This window comes from Bacteroides sp. CAG:189 (assembly GCF_000432295.1).
GTDB classification, from domain to species: Bacteria; Bacteroidota; Bacteroidia; order Bacteroidales; family Bacteroidaceae; genus Bacteroides; species Bacteroides salyersiae.
Map to the genome: position 1 here is coordinate 3,455 of NZ_HF991118.1, position 17,323 is coordinate 20,777.

The following is a 17,323-nucleotide window of genomic DNA, read 5'->3' on the forward strand; positions in this document are numbered from 1 at the left end:
TCGAGAAGTTTGTGGATACGTGGTTTGATCGAACTCATGTTTTTTCAATTTGAATGCAAAAATAAGAATAAACTCAGGATGAAAAAGAATAAAACGGAGAGTCATTACAGAGAATTTGTGTGTTTCCCATTTAACATTGTTAATTCCCGTTTTCTATTATTCTATTCTTTGTGGCAAGAATTATATTTTAAGGAGTTAAAAGATGCATTTCTTGAAGACAAAACATTAATTTTAACGTACAGTTAAAGTTAATGTTTTGTATGTAGGGTATAGATCCTATGAAATGGTTGATTTATAGTATTATATGACTTAAATCATATATCATGTATATTCTTTCTACCGTTTTTTCTCGTTGATTGAATATAGAGTTAGTTGATATTTTATCAATTATCGAAACCTGATACTAATGCGATCTTGTTCTTATTTTATTCATTTGTTTGAAGAATATTCTTTTTATAATTATTGCAGAATATACACTAATATGATGTGTTTGAGCACACTTTTTGACTGTTTAAGTCTATTTTACTTTTATCGTGTTTTGTTATGTTTTATTTTTATTATACTTTTACAACGTTTTAATACTTGTGTCTGATTTTCGAATGGTAATAAATTAATTGTTCTTGTCTCTAAAATCGCCAAATTGAAGAGTACTGCACATGGACAATTTTTAGGCAGCATGAATTTTCATCTGCATGAATAATGAAAGATAATTTTCATGCTGCTTTTTTATTTTTTTAGATATAATGAGAATTTTGTTTGTATAATTCTTTTTTTTATCTAATTTTGCGAACATAGACAAGTTCGAAGGAATTTGTTTGAAGTAAAAATATTAGTTAACGAACGTAAGCTAATTCTTGTCTCTAAAATCGCCAAATTTAATGAGACTGCACAAGAAATAAGTCAACGGTTGTTTAGCTCGTATTATTATAACTTGTATCTATTCTTACCTTTTATTTTCTGAGAATGAGAGGTAACTATGACTCTTCTTATAATATAACGAAGCGTAGACAAAATTGTTCATTTGTGCAGTGGGTGTTTGGCGATACCTGGAGGCGGATGACAATTGGGTCTGCGCTTTTTTGTGTTTTGATTGGATCAGTAAAGTCGGATTCAAAATGATGACAAGTGTTTTGTTATTGACTTTTTTAAGAATTTATTGAACACTTCAACGAAGAATAGATGACAATAATATGGGTGTCCAAGATGTATACCACGAGACAGAAAAATCGTTTGCCAATGGGACAAACGACCGCGAAGCGCACCCAAAACGTTGGATTGCTGTTCTTGTTCAGATGAATTGTGAGAAGAAAACAGCTACTCAATTGGGCAAGGCTGGTTATGAAACGTATATCCCTACACAACAAGAAATACATCAATGGAGCGATCGAAAGAAAAAAGTCAATCGTCTTATTATGCCAATGGTCGTGTTTGTTCGTGCAACTGTAAACGAAGAAGAATGGTTACGCAATCAATCGTATATCTTCAGACTCTTAGCTTTACCTGGCAGTGATGAAGACAAACGAAAATTTGCTACTTCTATCCCAGACTATCAAATAGACAGATTAAAATTTATGCTTGAAAATGCAGAAACAGAAGTCACAATTATCAGTGACTTGCATGCTGGCGATAAAGTTTATGTAGCATCTGGTTCTTTGAAAGGTCTTGAAGGAGTGGTAAGTGAGGCAGACGACAAACATTCTATCGTTGGAGTTTTAATTGATGGATTAGGATATGCTTGTGTGAAAATTGCTAAGCACTGTTTAACTGCTAAATAAAGAATATTTGAAATGATTTTATATAAATCATACAAAGACATGACTGACAAGGAAATTGTTGACCTCATTATTGCAGGAAACGAAGAAGCTATGCTCTATCTGCTATACGACAGATACGAGAGTGACTTGAAGTTTTATGCGTGGAGATATTACGATTCGTTGGCATATCTTGAAGATTTGATTAATTGTCTATACATACAATTCAAAGGCAAAAGAGGTGACTGGCAACCATTGAAATCCTTCCAGTGGAAATGCAAGTTCAGAACTTGGTTCTGCTCTGTTGCATCGCATTTATTCCTGGAAAAGAAAGATGAATTGATAGGTTTAGGGGGAAAAGATGGCTCTATTGTGGTAAATGGCGGAGATAAACCGTTGCCAGAACCTGAACCGGAAGCTGGTAATCAGAAATTGGTAATGCTCATGGAGGCCATCAACCGATTAGAGAATGATGACTATCGCTTCATACTTATCAAAGAACTTGAAGGATATAATCACAAAGAGATTGCTGAAATGATGGTTGCAAAAAGAAAGAAAGAGAATAAAGTAACCTTCTATGACGGCAAGATAGTCGTTCCTGATGCTCACTATGTAGATATGAATAAGGCAAGGGCACTCAAGGAAGTCAAAGCTATTGTAGAACAGATTAAAAAAGACTGGTATGAAAATAAGTGATGAACTGATTGCCTGTTATGTAGAAGGAACTGTAACCGCTGAAGAGCGTAATTTCGTTCGAAGATATTTGTGCGAACACCCGGAAACGTATGAGCATATTCTATGCTTGATGGACAATGACACAGTTGATTATTTAGGTGAACAATTAGAAATTTCAGATAATTGCATTCCGATGAATGAATCATCATTCTCAGAAATTGCGTATTCAGCAGCGGCATTTGCCCCTGAGCAAAACAAATTATTCATACCTAAAAATAAGTCACAGAAAGCCAAGGCAAGCGAATTATATGATAGGTTAAGTAGAATGAGTACTGAATTAGATGATTTATTGTAAGATATGCCCTTAACCGAAGGATATACAAAGTTAAAGAGTAAGGCCGAACAGATTGTAGAATCTGTGAAATCCTCAAAATTTCTTTCACAAAAGAAAGAAATGTCTCTTCCATATGCATATCCCTGCGATAATTATATGGATGCAATCCTTTCAAATGGATTGGTTCGTAAAACACTTCAATTATTTGCCGATAAATACTGTAAAGAGCAAATTAAAAAAATAAAATCAACAGGGCAATTAGTCAGCAGAAGTAATTATCCACACTTATATGATGTCCTTCAAAGTTGCTATAAATCTTTGAATGTTGAGGACATTCCGGAAGTATATATTACTAATCAGCTCAAGGGCATAAATGCATTGAGCGTAGGAACCGACAATGCTCCAATCATTCTTATAAGTCGTAAAGCAGTGATTAGTTTGCCTGATGGGGAACTGAAATTTATGATAGGTCACGAACTGGGGCACATTCTTCAGAAGAACCTAATGTGTCATACTATTAAAGGATTATTAGATAATCTAAATAACAAATCTGAGATTTTGGGGCCTATCGTATCTGATTTGATAGATGTTCCACTTAATCAATGGTATAGATGTGCAGAATATACTGCGGACAGAGCTGGGTTGATATGTGTAAAAAGTATATTGCACATTAAATCTTTATTCACAAGGTTATGTAACACAAATATTAAAGAGACAGATCAAATCGCAAGATATTTTGAGTTGAGCAATATACACCCAATGTATAATAATAGACTTAACCAATTAGAACAATTTATTTCACTTCAACAATAATAGTATGATAAAGAATAAAAAAATACTAAAGGGCTTGGATCATTCACAATATGAACATCCATTTGACCAAAAAGCATTGAGAGCTTTGGAAAATACACCTGGTCTAAGTATTGTTGGTAATTTCATCACGAAGCATACTATTGAGAAAATATACACAGTGCAATACACTGGTAGTAATCTTAAGGTCACTAAGGAAAACTACCCTAAGATATATGAATATCTTCAGTATGCTTGTCAAATATTGGATTTGCCAAAAGTGCCGGATTTATACATCCAATGGGGATACGGCATCAATGCGTTTACAGTAGGGGCTGAAAATCCGATAGTCGTATTGAATTCTGGATTGATAGACCTTTGTGATGATGATGAAATAATGTTCATTATAGGTCATGAATGTGGACATATCAAGAGCAATCACATGCTCTACCATATGATGGCGCAAGTCGTTAATATGGCAATTGATTCCATCCCATTTGGTAATATTGCTGCCGCACCATTGCAATATGCACTTTATTACTGGGATAGAATGTCTGAGTTTACAGCAGACAGAGCTGGTTTACTTTGTTGCCAAAATAAAGATGCCGCTATTCGTGCATTCATGAAGATGGCAGGATTGCCAATTAAGGAGTTTAATAATATGAATTACCAAACATTCATCCAACAAGCAACAGAATTTAAACAACTTGATTATGACGCAATGAGTAAGGTCATTAAATTCATATCTATTATTGATGCATCGCATCCATGGACAGTAATGAGAGCTGCAGAGTTACTTAACTGGATAAATAGTGATGAATTCTATAAATTTAACATAGGAGAATCCCAAAAACGGCTAACAGAAGATACTCTAAATGTTATAACATATCGAGAAGATAAAGAAAATCGCAAAAATAAATATTTAAACCAATAACTTCTAATTAAATTATGGCAAGATTACAATGGGGCCAGAAAACTCCTGGTCATTTGGTCTTTCTTATTGACCAATCAACTTCAATGAATGTGAAAGATGCTAATGGTAAGACACGAGCAGAAAAAGTAGTTGAGGCAGTTCAGTCTGCTGTTATTGACTGCGTTAATGGATGCATCTCAGGTACAAATGTTAAAAACAGATTCTTCCTTACCATTATCGGATATGGTGGAGAACCTTCACCTACAGTTACTACAATTAAAGAAGATTGGGCGAAGAATTTAATTCCTGAGCTACAAACAATTAAATCTAGTGGTGGAACCTTCATACCTGCAGAAGCTTGTGGTTGGACACCAATGGCAGAGGCTTTTGACTTAGCAAAAGAGTGCCTTGAAGGATGGTTGGAGGCATGCCAGGAGAAAGTTGATGATGGTTCTTATTTAGGAATCCCTGCTCCTGTAATTATAAACATTACTGACGGAGAGCCATATGATGGTTCTACAACAGCAAAAGATCGCGCAGTTACTTCTGCTAAGGAACTTTTATCTTTGTCTGGTTCTGATGGTAATGTTACATTATTTAATCTTCATATTTCTGATGAAGGTGTTGAGATTGTTTTCCCTGGCGACAAGAATGTATTGAGTGGTTGCCCTGAAGGTGAATTACTTTATGACCTTTCATCTGACATGTCGGATGAAATGGCAGACGCTGCAAAAGTAAGAGGTATCGAAGGAGTTTGTGCTGGCTCTAAATGTATGGCAGTAAATGCTAAGGGTGCCACTATAACAACTCTAATAAGTTTTGGTTCTGGTTCTGGTATGACTAATCATTAAAATATAATACTATGTCTTATTCAATACAATGGGGACAGAAGAGTCCTGGACATATAATCTTCCTCATAGACCAATCCGGATCTATGTGTGGTTCCAACGAAGTAAAGGCCGCAGAAGCTGTTCACCAAGCGATAGAGGAAATCATTAACAATTGTATCAACGGAACTAAAGTCAAGAATCGTGTATATATTACTATTATTGGCTATGGTAATGAACATGATGTTTGCATTCTCAAAGAAGGTTGGGCAACTGACTATGTTGCAGATCTACAACAGTGCAAGGTATCCGGTTCTCTAATTATTGAACCTGACTCATATGGTGGTACACCTATGGCTGAAGGTTTTGATAAGGCAAAAGATTGCCTTGAAAAATGGCTAAATGATAGAAGTGCTGCAGGAACTGATATCCCAGCTCCAATAGTCATTAACATTACTGATGGAATGCCAAACGATGAAGATGATGCTACTGCATCTGCACATGAAATTATGAATATGACAACTCCAGATGGCAATGTTATATTATTTAATATTCATATGGACGAAGATGGACGCGAAATAAGATTCCCAAGATCAATATCTCAGACTGGTGGAAGCGATGAAGCGGCCTTCTTGTTCAATATTTCTAGCGAGATGAATGACCAATTCATTCGTGTTGCACATTCAAAGGGTTTTGAAGGTGTTTCACGAGGAGCAAAAGGCTTTATTGCAAATGCAAACGGTGATACTCTTGTAAGATTTATCGAATTTGGTTCTAGTGTTTCTTCTATGGCGATGACGCCAAGATAATAAATAGTTGTGGAGTGTCATACTTGCTGACGCTCCACATATCAAACTTAAGATGATGGCATATTCAATACAACATTTCAGCCCAGACCCAATTCAGTCTGACCCATTACAAGTTAGATGCCGTACGCAAATTGTAAATAATGAGAGTCTCCTATTTGTAACAGGGGTTCAAAACACGTACACGCCCAATGTCTGGGCCACATTATTATGTGATGAATTTAAAAAGAACCCTACTAACTTCATTAGAAAATCTTGGTTGGATTTGTCTTTTCTTGATGTCGCCTGCTCTAGATTTAATAGTGAACTCTCAAAATTTAAGGGTACGCTTTCGTCTGAAAAACTTTTTATTTTAGACAACCAATATGAAAAGAATCATAAATCAGGTTCTTCGTTTATTTCCATCAAAATTGAGAAAAATAAAATAAAGTATAATATGCTTGGTGATAGTTTCTTGTTTATATATAATAAACAAAACAAGCAACTACATGCGTATTGCTCTATGATTGACCATAATGGCAAGTTAGATTTATCCCAACTTTGTCATTGTTTGTATAATGATTTAACATTTATTGGCAGTCCAGTCACTGGTGAAAAATCATTAAAAGATTGTATCTGTTTTATAATGGGCAGAGATTTAGCTAATTGGCTTATAAATAATTACAGATCAGATCAGTCCCAAGTGATAAACTTGTTGCTGTCATTAAAAGACAACGAAGAATACAATAAATTGCTAAGAAAAATTCAGTCTCAGCAATCATATAATAAAGTTTCATTTAATAGAGGCACTGCAGATTTAGTTATAATTCAGCAAAATGCAGAAAAATATAACATATTGTCATCACTAGATTCCACAAAATTGCTTTATGAGATTAAGCGAAATAAGAAAGCAATATTTATATGTATGACTATTATATTTTTGCTAATCTGTTTAATATGGATTATACGTGGTTGCGTTTCAGAAAAGCGAATAGGTAATGATAATGTTAATCCTCAGACATCTTTAACTGAGACAACTGATCGAGATACTTTAGTCGCTGATGTACCACTGCAAGACAACTTTGAAATATATCATAATAATTTAAACAAAAGTACATTGTCTTTTGATGAAGTTCGTAAGATGATGGAGAAAGCTAAAGCGGATAATTTAATAGAACTTAACAAGCAATTGTATGACACCTTAAATGTCTATTCAGAATTTGTTAGGCTTTATAAAGAAGAGGACCAATGCTACTTAAAAAAAGCTATATTAATGATGTTCCAAAGTTCTACTAAAGGACAGTACCGAATATTAAATAGTTCAGGTGAGGAAATTATATTAACAAATTTAACAAACGGAAATATAACTTACCTCAGAGAGGCTCATCAAAGAATGCTTATTGAGTTATTTATTGGTAAATGTAGCAATGATGGAACTGTAATCCCGTATGACATTGAAACCAAGAAAAAGAATTATAAAAACGCTATAAATTCGCGCTTAAATTGGAAATCGTTTAGTGATATGAAATAATAATTAAAATCAAAATATTATGCCATTACCAACAATCGAGTCAATAAAGACTAGTATAGAGAAATATTATGCAACCAATATACATGATTCTAAATTAAATGGTTATGAACCTATTCCTGGACTTTTGGGTCCCATGTTTTACCCAGGTGGATTTGGCGTCGTTTTCCCATTGGAAAATTCCAATGGACATAAATATGCTTTTAGAGTATGGCACAAAGAGATTCCAGGCATTAGAGATCGTACAAATAAAATAGCGACATATCTGAAATCTCTGAATTTACCTTACTTCGTAGAATTTGACTATGTGCAAGGGGGATTGACTGTTGAAGAAGAAGATGGTGTACAAACAGTTGATACAGTACGAATGGATTGGGTAGAGGGTGATAATCTGCATGATTTTATTACTAACACCAAAGAGAACGATTCAACTCTAGAATTTAAAAGGAAAATGCGAGAACTTGCAATGAACTTCAAAACGATGTTTAAAGACTTACACCAAGCAGGTATATCGCATGGGGATTTGCAGCATGGAAATGTTGTTATTAAAGATGATTTATCAATTAAACTAGTCGATTATGACTCTGTGTTCGTTCCAACAATTAGCGGAGAGACACAAATTACAAGCGGATTAACTGGTTACCAACACCCTAGCCGTAAGGGATCATGTACAGAAGCAAGTGCATGCGATGACTATTTTTCAGAATTAATTATCTATTCAGGACTTTTAGCACTGTCATTAAAACCAGAATTATGGCCTGATGATGAGGAAGAGATTGATAATTTCAGTTTCTTATTTACAGAAAAGGATTTTGAATGTATCGTAAACGATACAAAGGGGCTAGGTAAATGTTTAGAAAATGATTTGGGTTCTGTAACTTGTCCTTTATTTCAGCAGCTAGTTTGTGTTACATCATCAGACCCCGAAGAACTGAAGATTATATCGGAACTGAAAACCTTGCTGATTATACTTGTGGATTATCTTAATACAACTAACTTGTCTTTATTAAGACCAATCCCTGGTACTGCTAAATCAAAAAAGAAATCAATTTATGGAGAACAAGATACTACTCCAACTACTATTGATGGAGATTCTTTGAAAGATTTACTCAAAGAGTTGGGAGTAAACGCTAAGTCAAGATACAGTGGAACAACTGGACCTCGTCCTATTGTTAATGTCAATAAGACAGATGCTGATAGCAGGAAGGATAAATATCGCAATCAATGATGTTGCCATCAATAGAAGAGATAAAAAATACAATATCTGACCCAAGAAACATCTTGGTGAGTCGGCTTAATGGATATAGTCCAATCCCAGGTCTTTTGGGACCTGAACAATATCCTGGAGGTTTTAGTATTGTTTTTCCGTTTACAAATGGTAGGGATAAGAAGGCATTAAGAATATGGCATAAGGAGATTCCAGAAATAAAGAAGCGAACATCTCAGATATCAAGTTATTTATCTCAAAACACTCAGCTTGATTACTTTATTGATTATGAATATATTAACAATGCAATAAGGTTTGATACAGGGATTAAGTTAGATGCAGTCCTGATGGATTGGGGGGATGGTCATACCTTAAAGGATTATATTGACAATCTAGTTCATTCTAATGTCGATAGCCAAACAAAGACTAGTGAGATAATAGAATTAGCAAAATCATTCCTTGCGCTTTTCTCTGATTTACATAAAGTTCATATTTCACATGGAGATTTGCAACATGGTAATATATTAGTTATGGATTCAAAAAGGATTAAACTGATTGATTATGATTCTCTTTTTGTTCCAACAATGGGTGATAAAATCACTCAAGTAACTTCAGGACTTTCTGGATACCAGCATCCTTCTCGCTCTTCATCTGCCTATGCAACAGAAAAAAACGATTATTTTTCCGAATTGATAATCATCACATCGCTGATATATATTAGCGAGGACATTAATGTATGGGATGACCTATCTTTAATGAACGATGATTATTCTCTATTATTCAATGCAAAGGATTATCGCGATTTTAAAAACTCTATGGTATTTAAAAGAGGAATTAGCAAAAGTAGAATATTAAAACTATTGCTTAAAGAAATCCTAATTGCATTAGATTGTGCAGATATTGAATCTTTAAGTCCAATAGAAGAAATTATAGAAAGAGTTGGGCTTAATTGGAATATCTATAGCGTTGGTGGGTACTGCATTAATTGCGGCTCGCTTTTTACTATAGGTGATAATTATTGTACTAATTGTGGAACAAAACGCATATAATTATGAAAATAAAATTCACATCTCATATTAAACAGCATGCAGGTGATATTCTTTTAGAATGTCAAGATAGCTTTAATTACAATTTAGAAAATCTGAGCTTTGCTGTATCAGATGGTGTTAGTCAAGCTTACAGACCTGAATTGTGGTCACGCATATTAACAGAAGCTTATATAAACAATCCTGATGTGTTTTTTGTCAAAGATTCAGAAAGCAACTTAACTATCAATCCTTTATTAGGATTGAGCTCAAAGTGGGCTGAGGCAGAAAATCTTGCTTACAAAAATGCGACTCCACAAGAACAATTTGTTCTTGACATGAAGAAAAATGCGATAAATATTGGTGCCGCTACATTTATTGGAGTCAAACTAGTCAAAGAAGGAATTAGTTTTCAAACAATAGGCGATAGTGTACTTTTCTTCTTTGATTACGGAACAAAAGAATTAAAGGCGTATTCCTCAATGATGCCAGAAAGCGGTGATATGGTTTTCAATAATAATCCAGAGTATATTGATTCTAACGAATGTAATCATGGGAAGGTTATGTCTAGTATACTACCTTATCGAAATGGTATATTGTTTATGGCAACAGATGCTTTGTCAGATTGGATTGTAGAACGCCGCGATTCATCGGATAATATTGAGAAAATTTTGAAAGAATTGATGGCAATATCAACGCATGATGCATTTGATATATGGGTTGATAATGCTCGCAACGATGCGAATCCAACAAAACTCAAAGACGATGATACAACATTTATAGCTGTTGAATTTATCGATATCACTGGCAATAATTTAGAGGTACAACATAATTTTACGGTTAAGTTTGATTCTCTTATGAAGGATAGTTTGATATCTGAATTTAATAGTCAGAGAAATGAACTTGAAGAAATTAGAAGTGCTAAGTCAAAATCGGAACTAGCTCTTCGTGGTAAAGAAAAGCAAATAACCGGATTGACTTCAGATTTAGCATCATGTAGAACGGAAATCGCAGAAAAAAGTGCAGAAATTACGAGATTGAACTCAGAGATTCAATCTCTAAAGAATTTAACAAATAAACTAAGAACTGATTTAAGTAATTCAGAGTCAGAGTGTAGTAGATTACGCTCATCAAATTTAACATTAGGAACAGAAAAGAGGAAGCTAGATAATGAGCTCCAAGCATCAAGGCAGGAAGTTTTAAGGCTCAAGAATGAAAACAAAAGACTTGAGAGTATCATAAAAGCACATAAATCTACACCTTCCCTTTCTACTAAAAAAGATGAAGAAATTGCAAGGCTGAATAGTGATTTAAATCAAGCAACTGCACAGATGCAAATTCTACAATCAGAATTGGATTCACTCCGAGATTTAGTTAAGAAAGCTAGGACTTCATATGACATCAATGGTGAATTGACAATTTTAGACATGGATCACTTATTCTCTCAAATATTAGGTGAACCATTGGCCTCTCAAGAAGTGCATATACAACAAACCATAGTGGTTGGTAAGCCAACTGGCGATGGAGGATTCCAAATGTAAAATGATGCGCACAACTCCTGACTATATAACATCACTAAGACAAGAAGAAATATTTGTCTTTGGAAGTAATCTGCAAGGCAAACATTGCAGTGGTGCGGCTAAGATTGCATTAGAAAAGTTTGGAGCTAAAATTGGTGTTGGCTTTGGGAAACAAGGACAATCTTACGCCATTCCCACTATGCAAGGAAGTTTGAAGTCTATAGAAGTATTTGTTCATGCATTCCTACTATTTGTTAAGAACAATCAAAATAAACGTTTTTTTGTAACACCTATTGGTTGCGGAATTGCAGGTTACACAGCAAAAGAAATAGCACCGTTCTTTATAGATGCTACAGAATTTGCAAATGTTTTCTTACCTCAATCATTCTGGGAAGTAATAGAAAAGCAAAATAGACTGAACAAATACAGGGACAATGTTCCACAACAAATAAAGACATTATCGACAAATATTCAAACTTCAGTTGTAAAAACCTCAAATTACTCCAGCCTTTCAATAGACATAAGGATACATGAAGGACTTCTAATTGTCACCTCAGGGTTTGCGAATGCACATACATCTTTGTGTATAATATTTAAAAATGCGAGTGGGGATATAATTGACCAGAAATATATCAATGGTGAATGTCAATATATAATTCCTATGCCATGTATGTCCAAGAATCACTATACATACATCGATCTATATTTCCAAAAAGAAACTCTTAGTGGTTATTATCGGCAGTTGTCCTTACCAATAGATTATACACAAAACACATTTATAATACGTAATGCAGATTTCTATAATCATAACATAACATTTTATAATTCAATTCCTGTAGATTCTACATTTTTGAAGAAACAAACGATGTTGACGGCAGTCGTTCCTGGCGCTCTAATAGAATTTAGAGATCTAGCTAATAGTATTACAAGGTATGATAACTCCGAGTACAATAAAATACTATCTGTTCACGATTGGATTGCTAAAAACATCTTCTATGATTATGACTCATTAAATGATGGTAGTTATAAAAATACCCCTTTAGAAAAAACAGCTATTACAGCATTACGAAACAGAAGATGCGTATGCCAAGGATATACTGATTTATCTGTTGCATTATTACGTTCTATTGGCATTCCTGCAATGGGAATATGTTGTTGGGCTGTTGGAGAATGTAATGATGACGAGGCATTAAATCAGAATCGTAGTAATCATATCTTTACGGCTGCATTTTGTGGCGGCAATTGGATGTTATGTGACATAACATGGGATTCAATGAATCGTTATGAAAATGATTCATATGATGAGGATAAGAAATTATCCCATACATATTTCGATGCAACAGTTCAATTTTTGTCATATACCCACAGATTTGTTGGGTATTGAAAATTATTTGTATGGTGATGAAGTGCATACAAATAGAATCATTAAATGCGAGTATGGCCGTATCGAAAAAAGTAGATGGATACTTTATTTGTCATAAGGGTTCAGAAGTAACATATATAGATTTAAAAGGTAATATATTAAAATAAAATGAATATACAATGTCCTAATTCAAGGTGCCGTGCTGAGAATCCTGCTAATGCTAAGTTCTGTAGAAAATGTGGAACTGCATTTACACCTGCAAATAGATATAAGCAAATGATAAATTCTGCTATCAGTAGAGTATTTAAAGTATTTACAAAATCTACTGATACAAGTACTGAAGCGTTTACTCTTGACACTTTTAGGGATATATCATTTCAGCCTGTTTCGGTTGTAAAGATTCGTTTTGTGAACAGATTTGTTTTATTTCTTTGCCTGTCGTTTGTGGCATTGTGGTTTGCTACAGTAACGGGACTGACAGGGACAATCTTATATGAGATAGACCACTGGTTTTACGAAGAAGTCTTTATATACTATCAATATATCGTTGAGTTAGGATGCTTAGCAATAGTAGGTTTATGTGCACTCTTTATTGTAAAGTGGTGGATAAAGAAGTTCCGATATAAACTTAATGCAGACTATATTGAGGATGGATTTATCAATGATGAGATAGTAAGAATTGCTTGCAAATCTCGGATGGGTTTGTTTGACCGGAATAAGAAAAAGGTACTTTTGTCTTCTACTTATTCAAACATTGAGAAATTTGATAATCAGTATTTATTGATAAGTAAAGGCAGCAAGAAAGGATTATATAGTCTTACTTATCGTAGAGTAATTATTCCGGTGTCGTATGATTCTATTTCTCAGTTTGCGAACTCAGTAACATCGGCAACTACACAAGGAACGGAGCATCACTATGATGTAAAAGGAAATAAATTGCGATGAAGAAACTTTTTAAGAAAGATTTTGGAGAAGAGCATAACTTTTGGATGAGTTATACAGACCTAATGTCTGGTTTCCTTGTTGTATTCATTATATTGAGTGCTATTCTTTACAATCATTATAACGACAAGGTTGCTGAGGCAGAAAAAGCACAACAGGAAGCTGTTGTAAAACAAGATTTGTACGAAGAAGCTTTGGCTTCGCTCGAACGTGCAAGTTTAGATTTGGAACAACAGGCGGATATTATAGATTCCCTGAAACAAAACAACTTGAAGAATCTAATCCGACGATACCACGATGTATTTGTATATGATGAGTATGTCAAAGTCACTTTTGATACAATTAGGGGTAGTATCATATTGACCAATAGGGATATCAGAAAAGATTTGTTCGTTCAAAGAAACGAACCAATAATGCAAAAAGAATTGAAGAATTATCTGCGACATATTGGTTCATCTTTAATTTCCAGGACAATGACAATATGGAAAGAACAGAACAGGAAAAACATAGAGCTACGCATTGAGGGACATACTGACCCCTTATGGGATGGAGAGAGAGGAACGGATTACGGATACATACGAAACCTCGAATTATCATCGGGACGTGCAAACCTTGTATATAGTTATATATTTAATAACTGCAACTTAAGCTCCGAACAAAAAGAGTTTGTCCAGAAGCAAGTGATTAGTGTTGGTTACTCATTCTCAGATCGAGTACAGAAGAATAATATATATGATGTCTCTTTAGACCCAATGTCACGAAGAATTGAATTTAGAATAATCTCAAAGTAATGACCTATGGATGAAACTATTAACATACAAGAAGTGTCAAACTCAGTAACAGAAAACATCTCTACCATCAATGATGAGTTGAATCTTATAGTTACATTAACAGGACTATCAATCACAGCAGTTTTCTTTGCATTGTATTTTACAAAGTTAAGGTCAAAACAACTGCTTAACTATGTGCCTAACGTGTGGACATCGTTGGGTATATTAGGAACCTTTATTGCGATTGTGGTCAGCTTGGATAGCAGCGGCACAAGCTCACTGAGTGATGTCGATACTTTAGTGAAAAATATAATACCAGCATTTACCACATCTATAATAGGTATTATTGGTGCGGTAGTTTGTTCTGTCGCTATAAAGATTATCTACGCATATGAGGAAAAGGAAGAGGATGAGTTTTATCGAAGAACAGTAGGCAATGAGAAATCTCCCGAACTGGTTTTGAACGATATAAAAGTATCATTGTTACAGTTGATAAAGGTTTCCCAAAATCAAGAAGCGAATATAAAATCGTTTTTGAACAACTATATACACCAATTAGACGCATTTTATAGTAGGATATATGAATCAAACAAAGAGCAGGTAAAAATATTATCCGATGAGTATGTACATAATGTCACACAGGTGTTAGCAGAAACGAACGAGGAGATAAACAGACGTATAAATACGTTATTGCTCTCTCACTCTGAATCAGTGCAAGCATATTTAAAAACAGAGAAAGAGAAACTTGATGAAGTTGCTAATGATATAAAATCATTTCTGAATAACGTTCCAGAGAGCGTAGATGAGATGAAAATTGAAATGATAGAAGTATTACGGAAAGCAATTATTGAGAAGTATAACCAATTACTGGAGGGTAATGATGCATTTACTAACCAACTTCTTGAAAGAGTTTGTACTTTTGAAAGTAGGTTGGCTGCTGCTACAAGCCAGAATTGCTCAGACACTCTTAATACGACACAATCTGAAATACAAAGAATTATTACTTTACTTGAAAGCAGCCTTAAGTCACAATCCAATTCAATGGAAAGGGTATCAGCAACGTTGAGTGCTGATATAAATAACCTTGTATCGGCAGTCAATAAGTCTATCGGTGACTATGAAGCAATGGTTGAGCAGTTGAATAAGCTTATCCCTGTTTTGCAGGAGCACATTAAACATTCTGAAGACAGTGTGTCTGCTTCAGAACAGAATAGTGAAAAATTGACCGAGGTACTTAAAACATTGGATGAGATTGTTAAAAAGAATCAGCAGCTCCGTTATGAGTTAACTCAATGGAGGCGAGTTCATAAAAAGGTCAAGATTAACGATAAGAATGGCACTAAAGAATGCCCTAATTGCAGTGCGGAAAATCCAATAGATGCCAATTTCTGCCGTAAGTGTAATTATGGCTTCTGGGATTGTGAAACTATTGCATCAAGTTTAAAGTAACATGACATCAAAGGAATGTCCTTCATGTAAAACGTCCAATCCAGAATCTGCAAGTTATTGCAGAAAATGTGGTACACGGTTTCCCGAGCATACCAAGCCCGGGAAAAGTCATATGTGTCATATTGAAAACTTTGCTATAAAGAAACAATCTAATGGAAAGTTCCTTGTTGAATGGAATGCAATAAACGCGGATAAGGTAACTATTAATGGGCGAGATGTAACAGGACAAAATAGGTTTATCGCGACTGTAAAAGATAGCCAAATGATATTATTGCGTGTAGATAATACTACATCATTCGATGTTAAAGAAGTCAATGTTGTATATGATTCTCAAACCATCTACAAGGATAAGGTCGTAGAAAGAACGGTAACATCAGCAACAAATGTAGTTACTATTATTCTCCTTATAGTATTCATAATAATTTCAGCCTTTTCTCTCCATTATGCATATCGATTGGAGGACCGCAACTATAGTGGAGAAAGATTCTTGTCTAATATCTTCGGGTATAAGTCATATCTATTGATAAATGGTTCCAACGAGGGACGAACAGTTAATATTCCAACTCATGGAGCCTCTCTTATGTATGATGTCAAGACAAATGCATCAGAATATGAAGTCTTGGATTTGCCTAAATGGTGCACATTAGAAAAGAATGACTCGTATTTTATAATTAAGGCAACTAAAAATAGACAGAGCAATAGAACTGCAAACATTCGTATCAAAACCAGGAATGACGAGGTGACAATGTGCTTGGATCAAGCAGTATATAAACCTCAACGATTATTGGTTAATGATAAGAAAGTTGTTGATAGCAACCTCAGTGCTTCATCAGGACAAATCACTTATCAAGTAAATACAGATGCGGATAGTTACGAAATTAACTCTTTGTCATCTTGGTTCAGGGTTATTACTCAAGGCACGGAGTCATTTACTATTTCATATGAAGAGAACCCTAAACGAACAGAGCGTACAGATTGGTTTAAGGTCAAATCTGAAGGAATGGAAGTCAAAATCAATCTTATTCAGGTTGCTCAAAAAATCACAGGCCAAATTAAGGATGTAACAGTTGAGCATAATGTATTTAAAAATGGTGTGAAGGGAATGAAAATTCTTGTAGACTTCTCGGTGCAAAACATGAAGGGTATAGATGGTTCTTGTGCCGTATATTTCTACTATGAGAATGGCAATAGGGTCAAAGATACTAATGGAAGTTATGCTACATCAGATAATCAAGCGGCAACTCACAAAACAATAAAACCTAACTATGATAGCAGTTCGTATACAGATGTCGAAATATTCATGCCATATAATGAGTTGGAAGTTGGGACTGGTAAGCACAATTTGAAATTCTATTGTAAAATATGGGAATATTCTACATCATCGGCAATTTCTGTCGCAGAATCTCAATATTATTCCTTTACTCTAACCAATAACTAAAGGCATT

16 protein-coding genes are annotated in these 17,323 nt (G+C 34.5%); all 16 read left to right on the forward strand.

Annotation, left to right across the window (positions count from 1 at the left end):
- The first annotated feature begins 1,190 nt into the window (after positions 1 to 1,190).
- The 16 genes from QVP90_RS16305 (at position 1,191) to QVP90_RS16385 (ending at position 17,316) form a co-directional block, all read left to right on the forward strand.
- The gene (locus QVP90_RS16305; RefSeq protein WP_005932524.1) at positions 1,191 to 1,775 is read left to right on the forward strand and encodes a UpxY family transcription antiterminator; all 585 of its coding nucleotides are present in this window, start codon (positions 1,191 to 1,193) and stop codon (positions 1,773 to 1,775) included.
- A 12-nt stretch (positions 1,776 to 1,787) separates the two neighbouring features.
- Entirely contained in the window at positions 1,788 to 2,447 is a 660-nt protein-coding gene (locus QVP90_RS16310; protein WP_021937022.1) for an RNA polymerase sigma factor, read from the forward strand.
- Entirely contained in the window at positions 2,434 to 2,781 is a 348-nt protein-coding gene (locus QVP90_RS16315; protein ID WP_021937023.1) for a hypothetical protein, read from the forward strand. Before QVP90_RS16310 ends, QVP90_RS16315 begins: the two co-directional genes overlap by 14 nt.
- Before the next feature lie 3 nt (positions 2,782 to 2,784).
- Positions 2,785 to 3,573, forward strand: coding sequence for a M48 family metallopeptidase (locus QVP90_RS16320; protein WP_021937024.1), 789 nt, complete (start codon positions 2,785 to 2,787; stop codon positions 3,571 to 3,573).
- Positions 3,574 to 3,577: 4 nt separating this feature from the next.
- The gene (locus QVP90_RS16325) at positions 3,578 to 4,483 is read left to right on the forward strand and encodes a M48 family metallopeptidase (protein WP_021937025.1); all 906 of its coding nucleotides are present in this window, start codon (positions 3,578 to 3,580) and stop codon (positions 4,481 to 4,483) included.
- Positions 4,484 to 4,497: 14 nt separating this feature from the next.
- Positions 4,498 to 5,313 (forward strand): vWA domain-containing protein, encoded by an 816-nt coding sequence (locus QVP90_RS16330; RefSeq protein ID WP_007480708.1) that lies wholly within the window; start codon positions 4,498 to 4,500, stop codon positions 5,311 to 5,313.
- Positions 5,314 to 5,324: 11 nt separating this feature from the next.
- Positions 5,325 to 6,098 carry a vWA domain-containing protein gene (locus QVP90_RS16335; RefSeq protein WP_007480710.1) on the forward strand — a complete coding sequence of 258 codons (774 nt, stop codon included), beginning with the start codon at positions 5,325 to 5,327 and terminating at the stop codon, positions 6,096 to 6,098.
- A 52-nt stretch (positions 6,099 to 6,150) separates the two neighbouring features.
- Positions 6,151 to 7,605 (forward strand): hypothetical protein, encoded by a 1,455-nt coding sequence (locus tag QVP90_RS16340; protein ID WP_264380868.1) that lies wholly within the window; start codon positions 6,151 to 6,153, stop codon positions 7,603 to 7,605.
- 19 nt (positions 7,606 to 7,624) lie between these two features.
- Positions 7,625 to 8,830 (forward strand): protein kinase family protein, encoded by a 1,206-nt coding sequence (locus QVP90_RS16345; protein ID WP_007480713.1) that lies wholly within the window; start codon positions 7,625 to 7,627, stop codon positions 8,828 to 8,830.
- Complete coding sequence (locus QVP90_RS16350; protein WP_007480715.1) at positions 8,827 to 9,858, forward strand: protein kinase domain-containing protein; 1,032 nt, start codon at positions 8,827 to 8,829, stop codon at positions 9,856 to 9,858. The genes QVP90_RS16345 and QVP90_RS16350 overlap by 4 nt, the downstream gene beginning before the upstream one ends.
- 2 nt (positions 9,859 to 9,860) lie before the next feature.
- Entirely contained in the window at positions 9,861 to 11,375 is a 1,515-nt protein-coding gene (locus tag QVP90_RS16355; RefSeq protein ID WP_007480717.1) for a hypothetical protein, read from the forward strand.
- Positions 11,356 to 12,738: an A1S_2505 family phage non-structural protein gene (locus tag QVP90_RS19925; protein WP_007480719.1), complete on the forward strand. Its 1,383-nt coding sequence runs from the start codon at positions 11,356 to 11,358 to the stop codon at positions 12,736 to 12,738. The genes QVP90_RS16355 and QVP90_RS19925 overlap by 20 nt, the downstream gene beginning before the upstream one ends.
- Positions 12,739 to 12,885: 147 nt before the next feature.
- On the forward strand, positions 12,886 to 13,662 hold the full coding sequence (locus QVP90_RS16370) for a zinc ribbon domain-containing protein (RefSeq protein ID WP_021937027.1): 777 nt from the start codon (positions 12,886 to 12,888) through the stop codon (positions 13,660 to 13,662).
- The gene (locus QVP90_RS16375; protein ID WP_021937028.1) at positions 13,659 to 14,450 is read left to right on the forward strand and encodes an OmpA family protein; all 792 of its coding nucleotides are present in this window, start codon (positions 13,659 to 13,661) and stop codon (positions 14,448 to 14,450) included. The genes QVP90_RS16370 and QVP90_RS16375 overlap by 4 nt, the downstream gene beginning before the upstream one ends.
- 6 nt (positions 14,451 to 14,456) lie before the next feature.
- A complete protein-coding gene (locus QVP90_RS16380; RefSeq protein WP_021937029.1) occupies positions 14,457 to 15,878 on the forward strand; it encodes a zinc ribbon domain-containing protein in 1,422 nt (473 codons plus the stop codon).
- 1 nt (position 15,879) lies between these two features.
- A complete protein-coding gene (locus QVP90_RS16385; RefSeq protein WP_005932487.1) occupies positions 15,880 to 17,316 on the forward strand; it encodes a BACON domain-containing protein in 1,437 nt (478 codons plus the stop codon).
- Positions 17,317 to 17,323: the final 7 nt, after the last annotated feature.

Bases quoted from the DNA above. Each gene is read 5' to 3' on its own strand.
- QVP90_RS16305 (WP_005932524.1), top strand. From the start codon at position 1,191: ATGGGTGTCCAAGATGTATACCACGAGACAGAAAAATCGTTTGCCAAT.
- QVP90_RS16310 (WP_021937022.1), top strand. From the start codon at position 1,788: ATGATTTTATATAAATCATACAAAGACATGACTGACAAGGAAATTGTT.
- QVP90_RS16315 (WP_021937023.1), top strand. From the start codon at position 2,434: ATGAAAATAAGTGATGAACTGATTGCCTGTTATGTAGAAGGAACTGTA.
- QVP90_RS16320 (WP_021937024.1), top strand. From the start codon at position 2,785: ATGCCCTTAACCGAAGGATATACAAAGTTAAAGAGTAAGGCCGAACAG.
- QVP90_RS16325 (WP_021937025.1), top strand. From the start codon at position 3,578: ATGATAAAGAATAAAAAAATACTAAAGGGCTTGGATCATTCACAATAT.
- QVP90_RS16330 (WP_007480708.1), top strand. From the start codon at position 4,498: ATGGCAAGATTACAATGGGGCCAGAAAACTCCTGGTCATTTGGTCTTT.
- QVP90_RS16335 (WP_007480710.1), top strand. From the start codon at position 5,325: ATGTCTTATTCAATACAATGGGGACAGAAGAGTCCTGGACATATAATC.
- QVP90_RS16340 (WP_264380868.1), top strand. From the start codon at position 6,151: ATGATGGCATATTCAATACAACATTTCAGCCCAGACCCAATTCAGTCT.
- QVP90_RS16345 (WP_007480713.1), top strand. From the start codon at position 7,625: ATGCCATTACCAACAATCGAGTCAATAAAGACTAGTATAGAGAAATAT.
- QVP90_RS16350 (WP_007480715.1), top strand. From the start codon at position 8,827: ATGATGTTGCCATCAATAGAAGAGATAAAAAATACAATATCTGACCCA.
- QVP90_RS16355 (WP_007480717.1), top strand. From the start codon at position 9,861: ATGAAAATAAAATTCACATCTCATATTAAACAGCATGCAGGTGATATT.
- QVP90_RS19925 (WP_007480719.1), top strand. From the start codon at position 11,356: ATGGAGGATTCCAAATGTAAAATGATGCGCACAACTCCTGACTATATA.
- QVP90_RS16370 (WP_021937027.1), top strand. From the start codon at position 12,886: ATGAATATACAATGTCCTAATTCAAGGTGCCGTGCTGAGAATCCTGCT.
- QVP90_RS16375 (WP_021937028.1), top strand. From the start codon at position 13,659: ATGAAGAAACTTTTTAAGAAAGATTTTGGAGAAGAGCATAACTTTTGG.
- QVP90_RS16380 (WP_021937029.1), top strand. From the start codon at position 14,457: ATGGATGAAACTATTAACATACAAGAAGTGTCAAACTCAGTAACAGAA.
- QVP90_RS16385 (WP_005932487.1), top strand. From the start codon at position 15,880: ATGACATCAAAGGAATGTCCTTCATGTAAAACGTCCAATCCAGAATCT.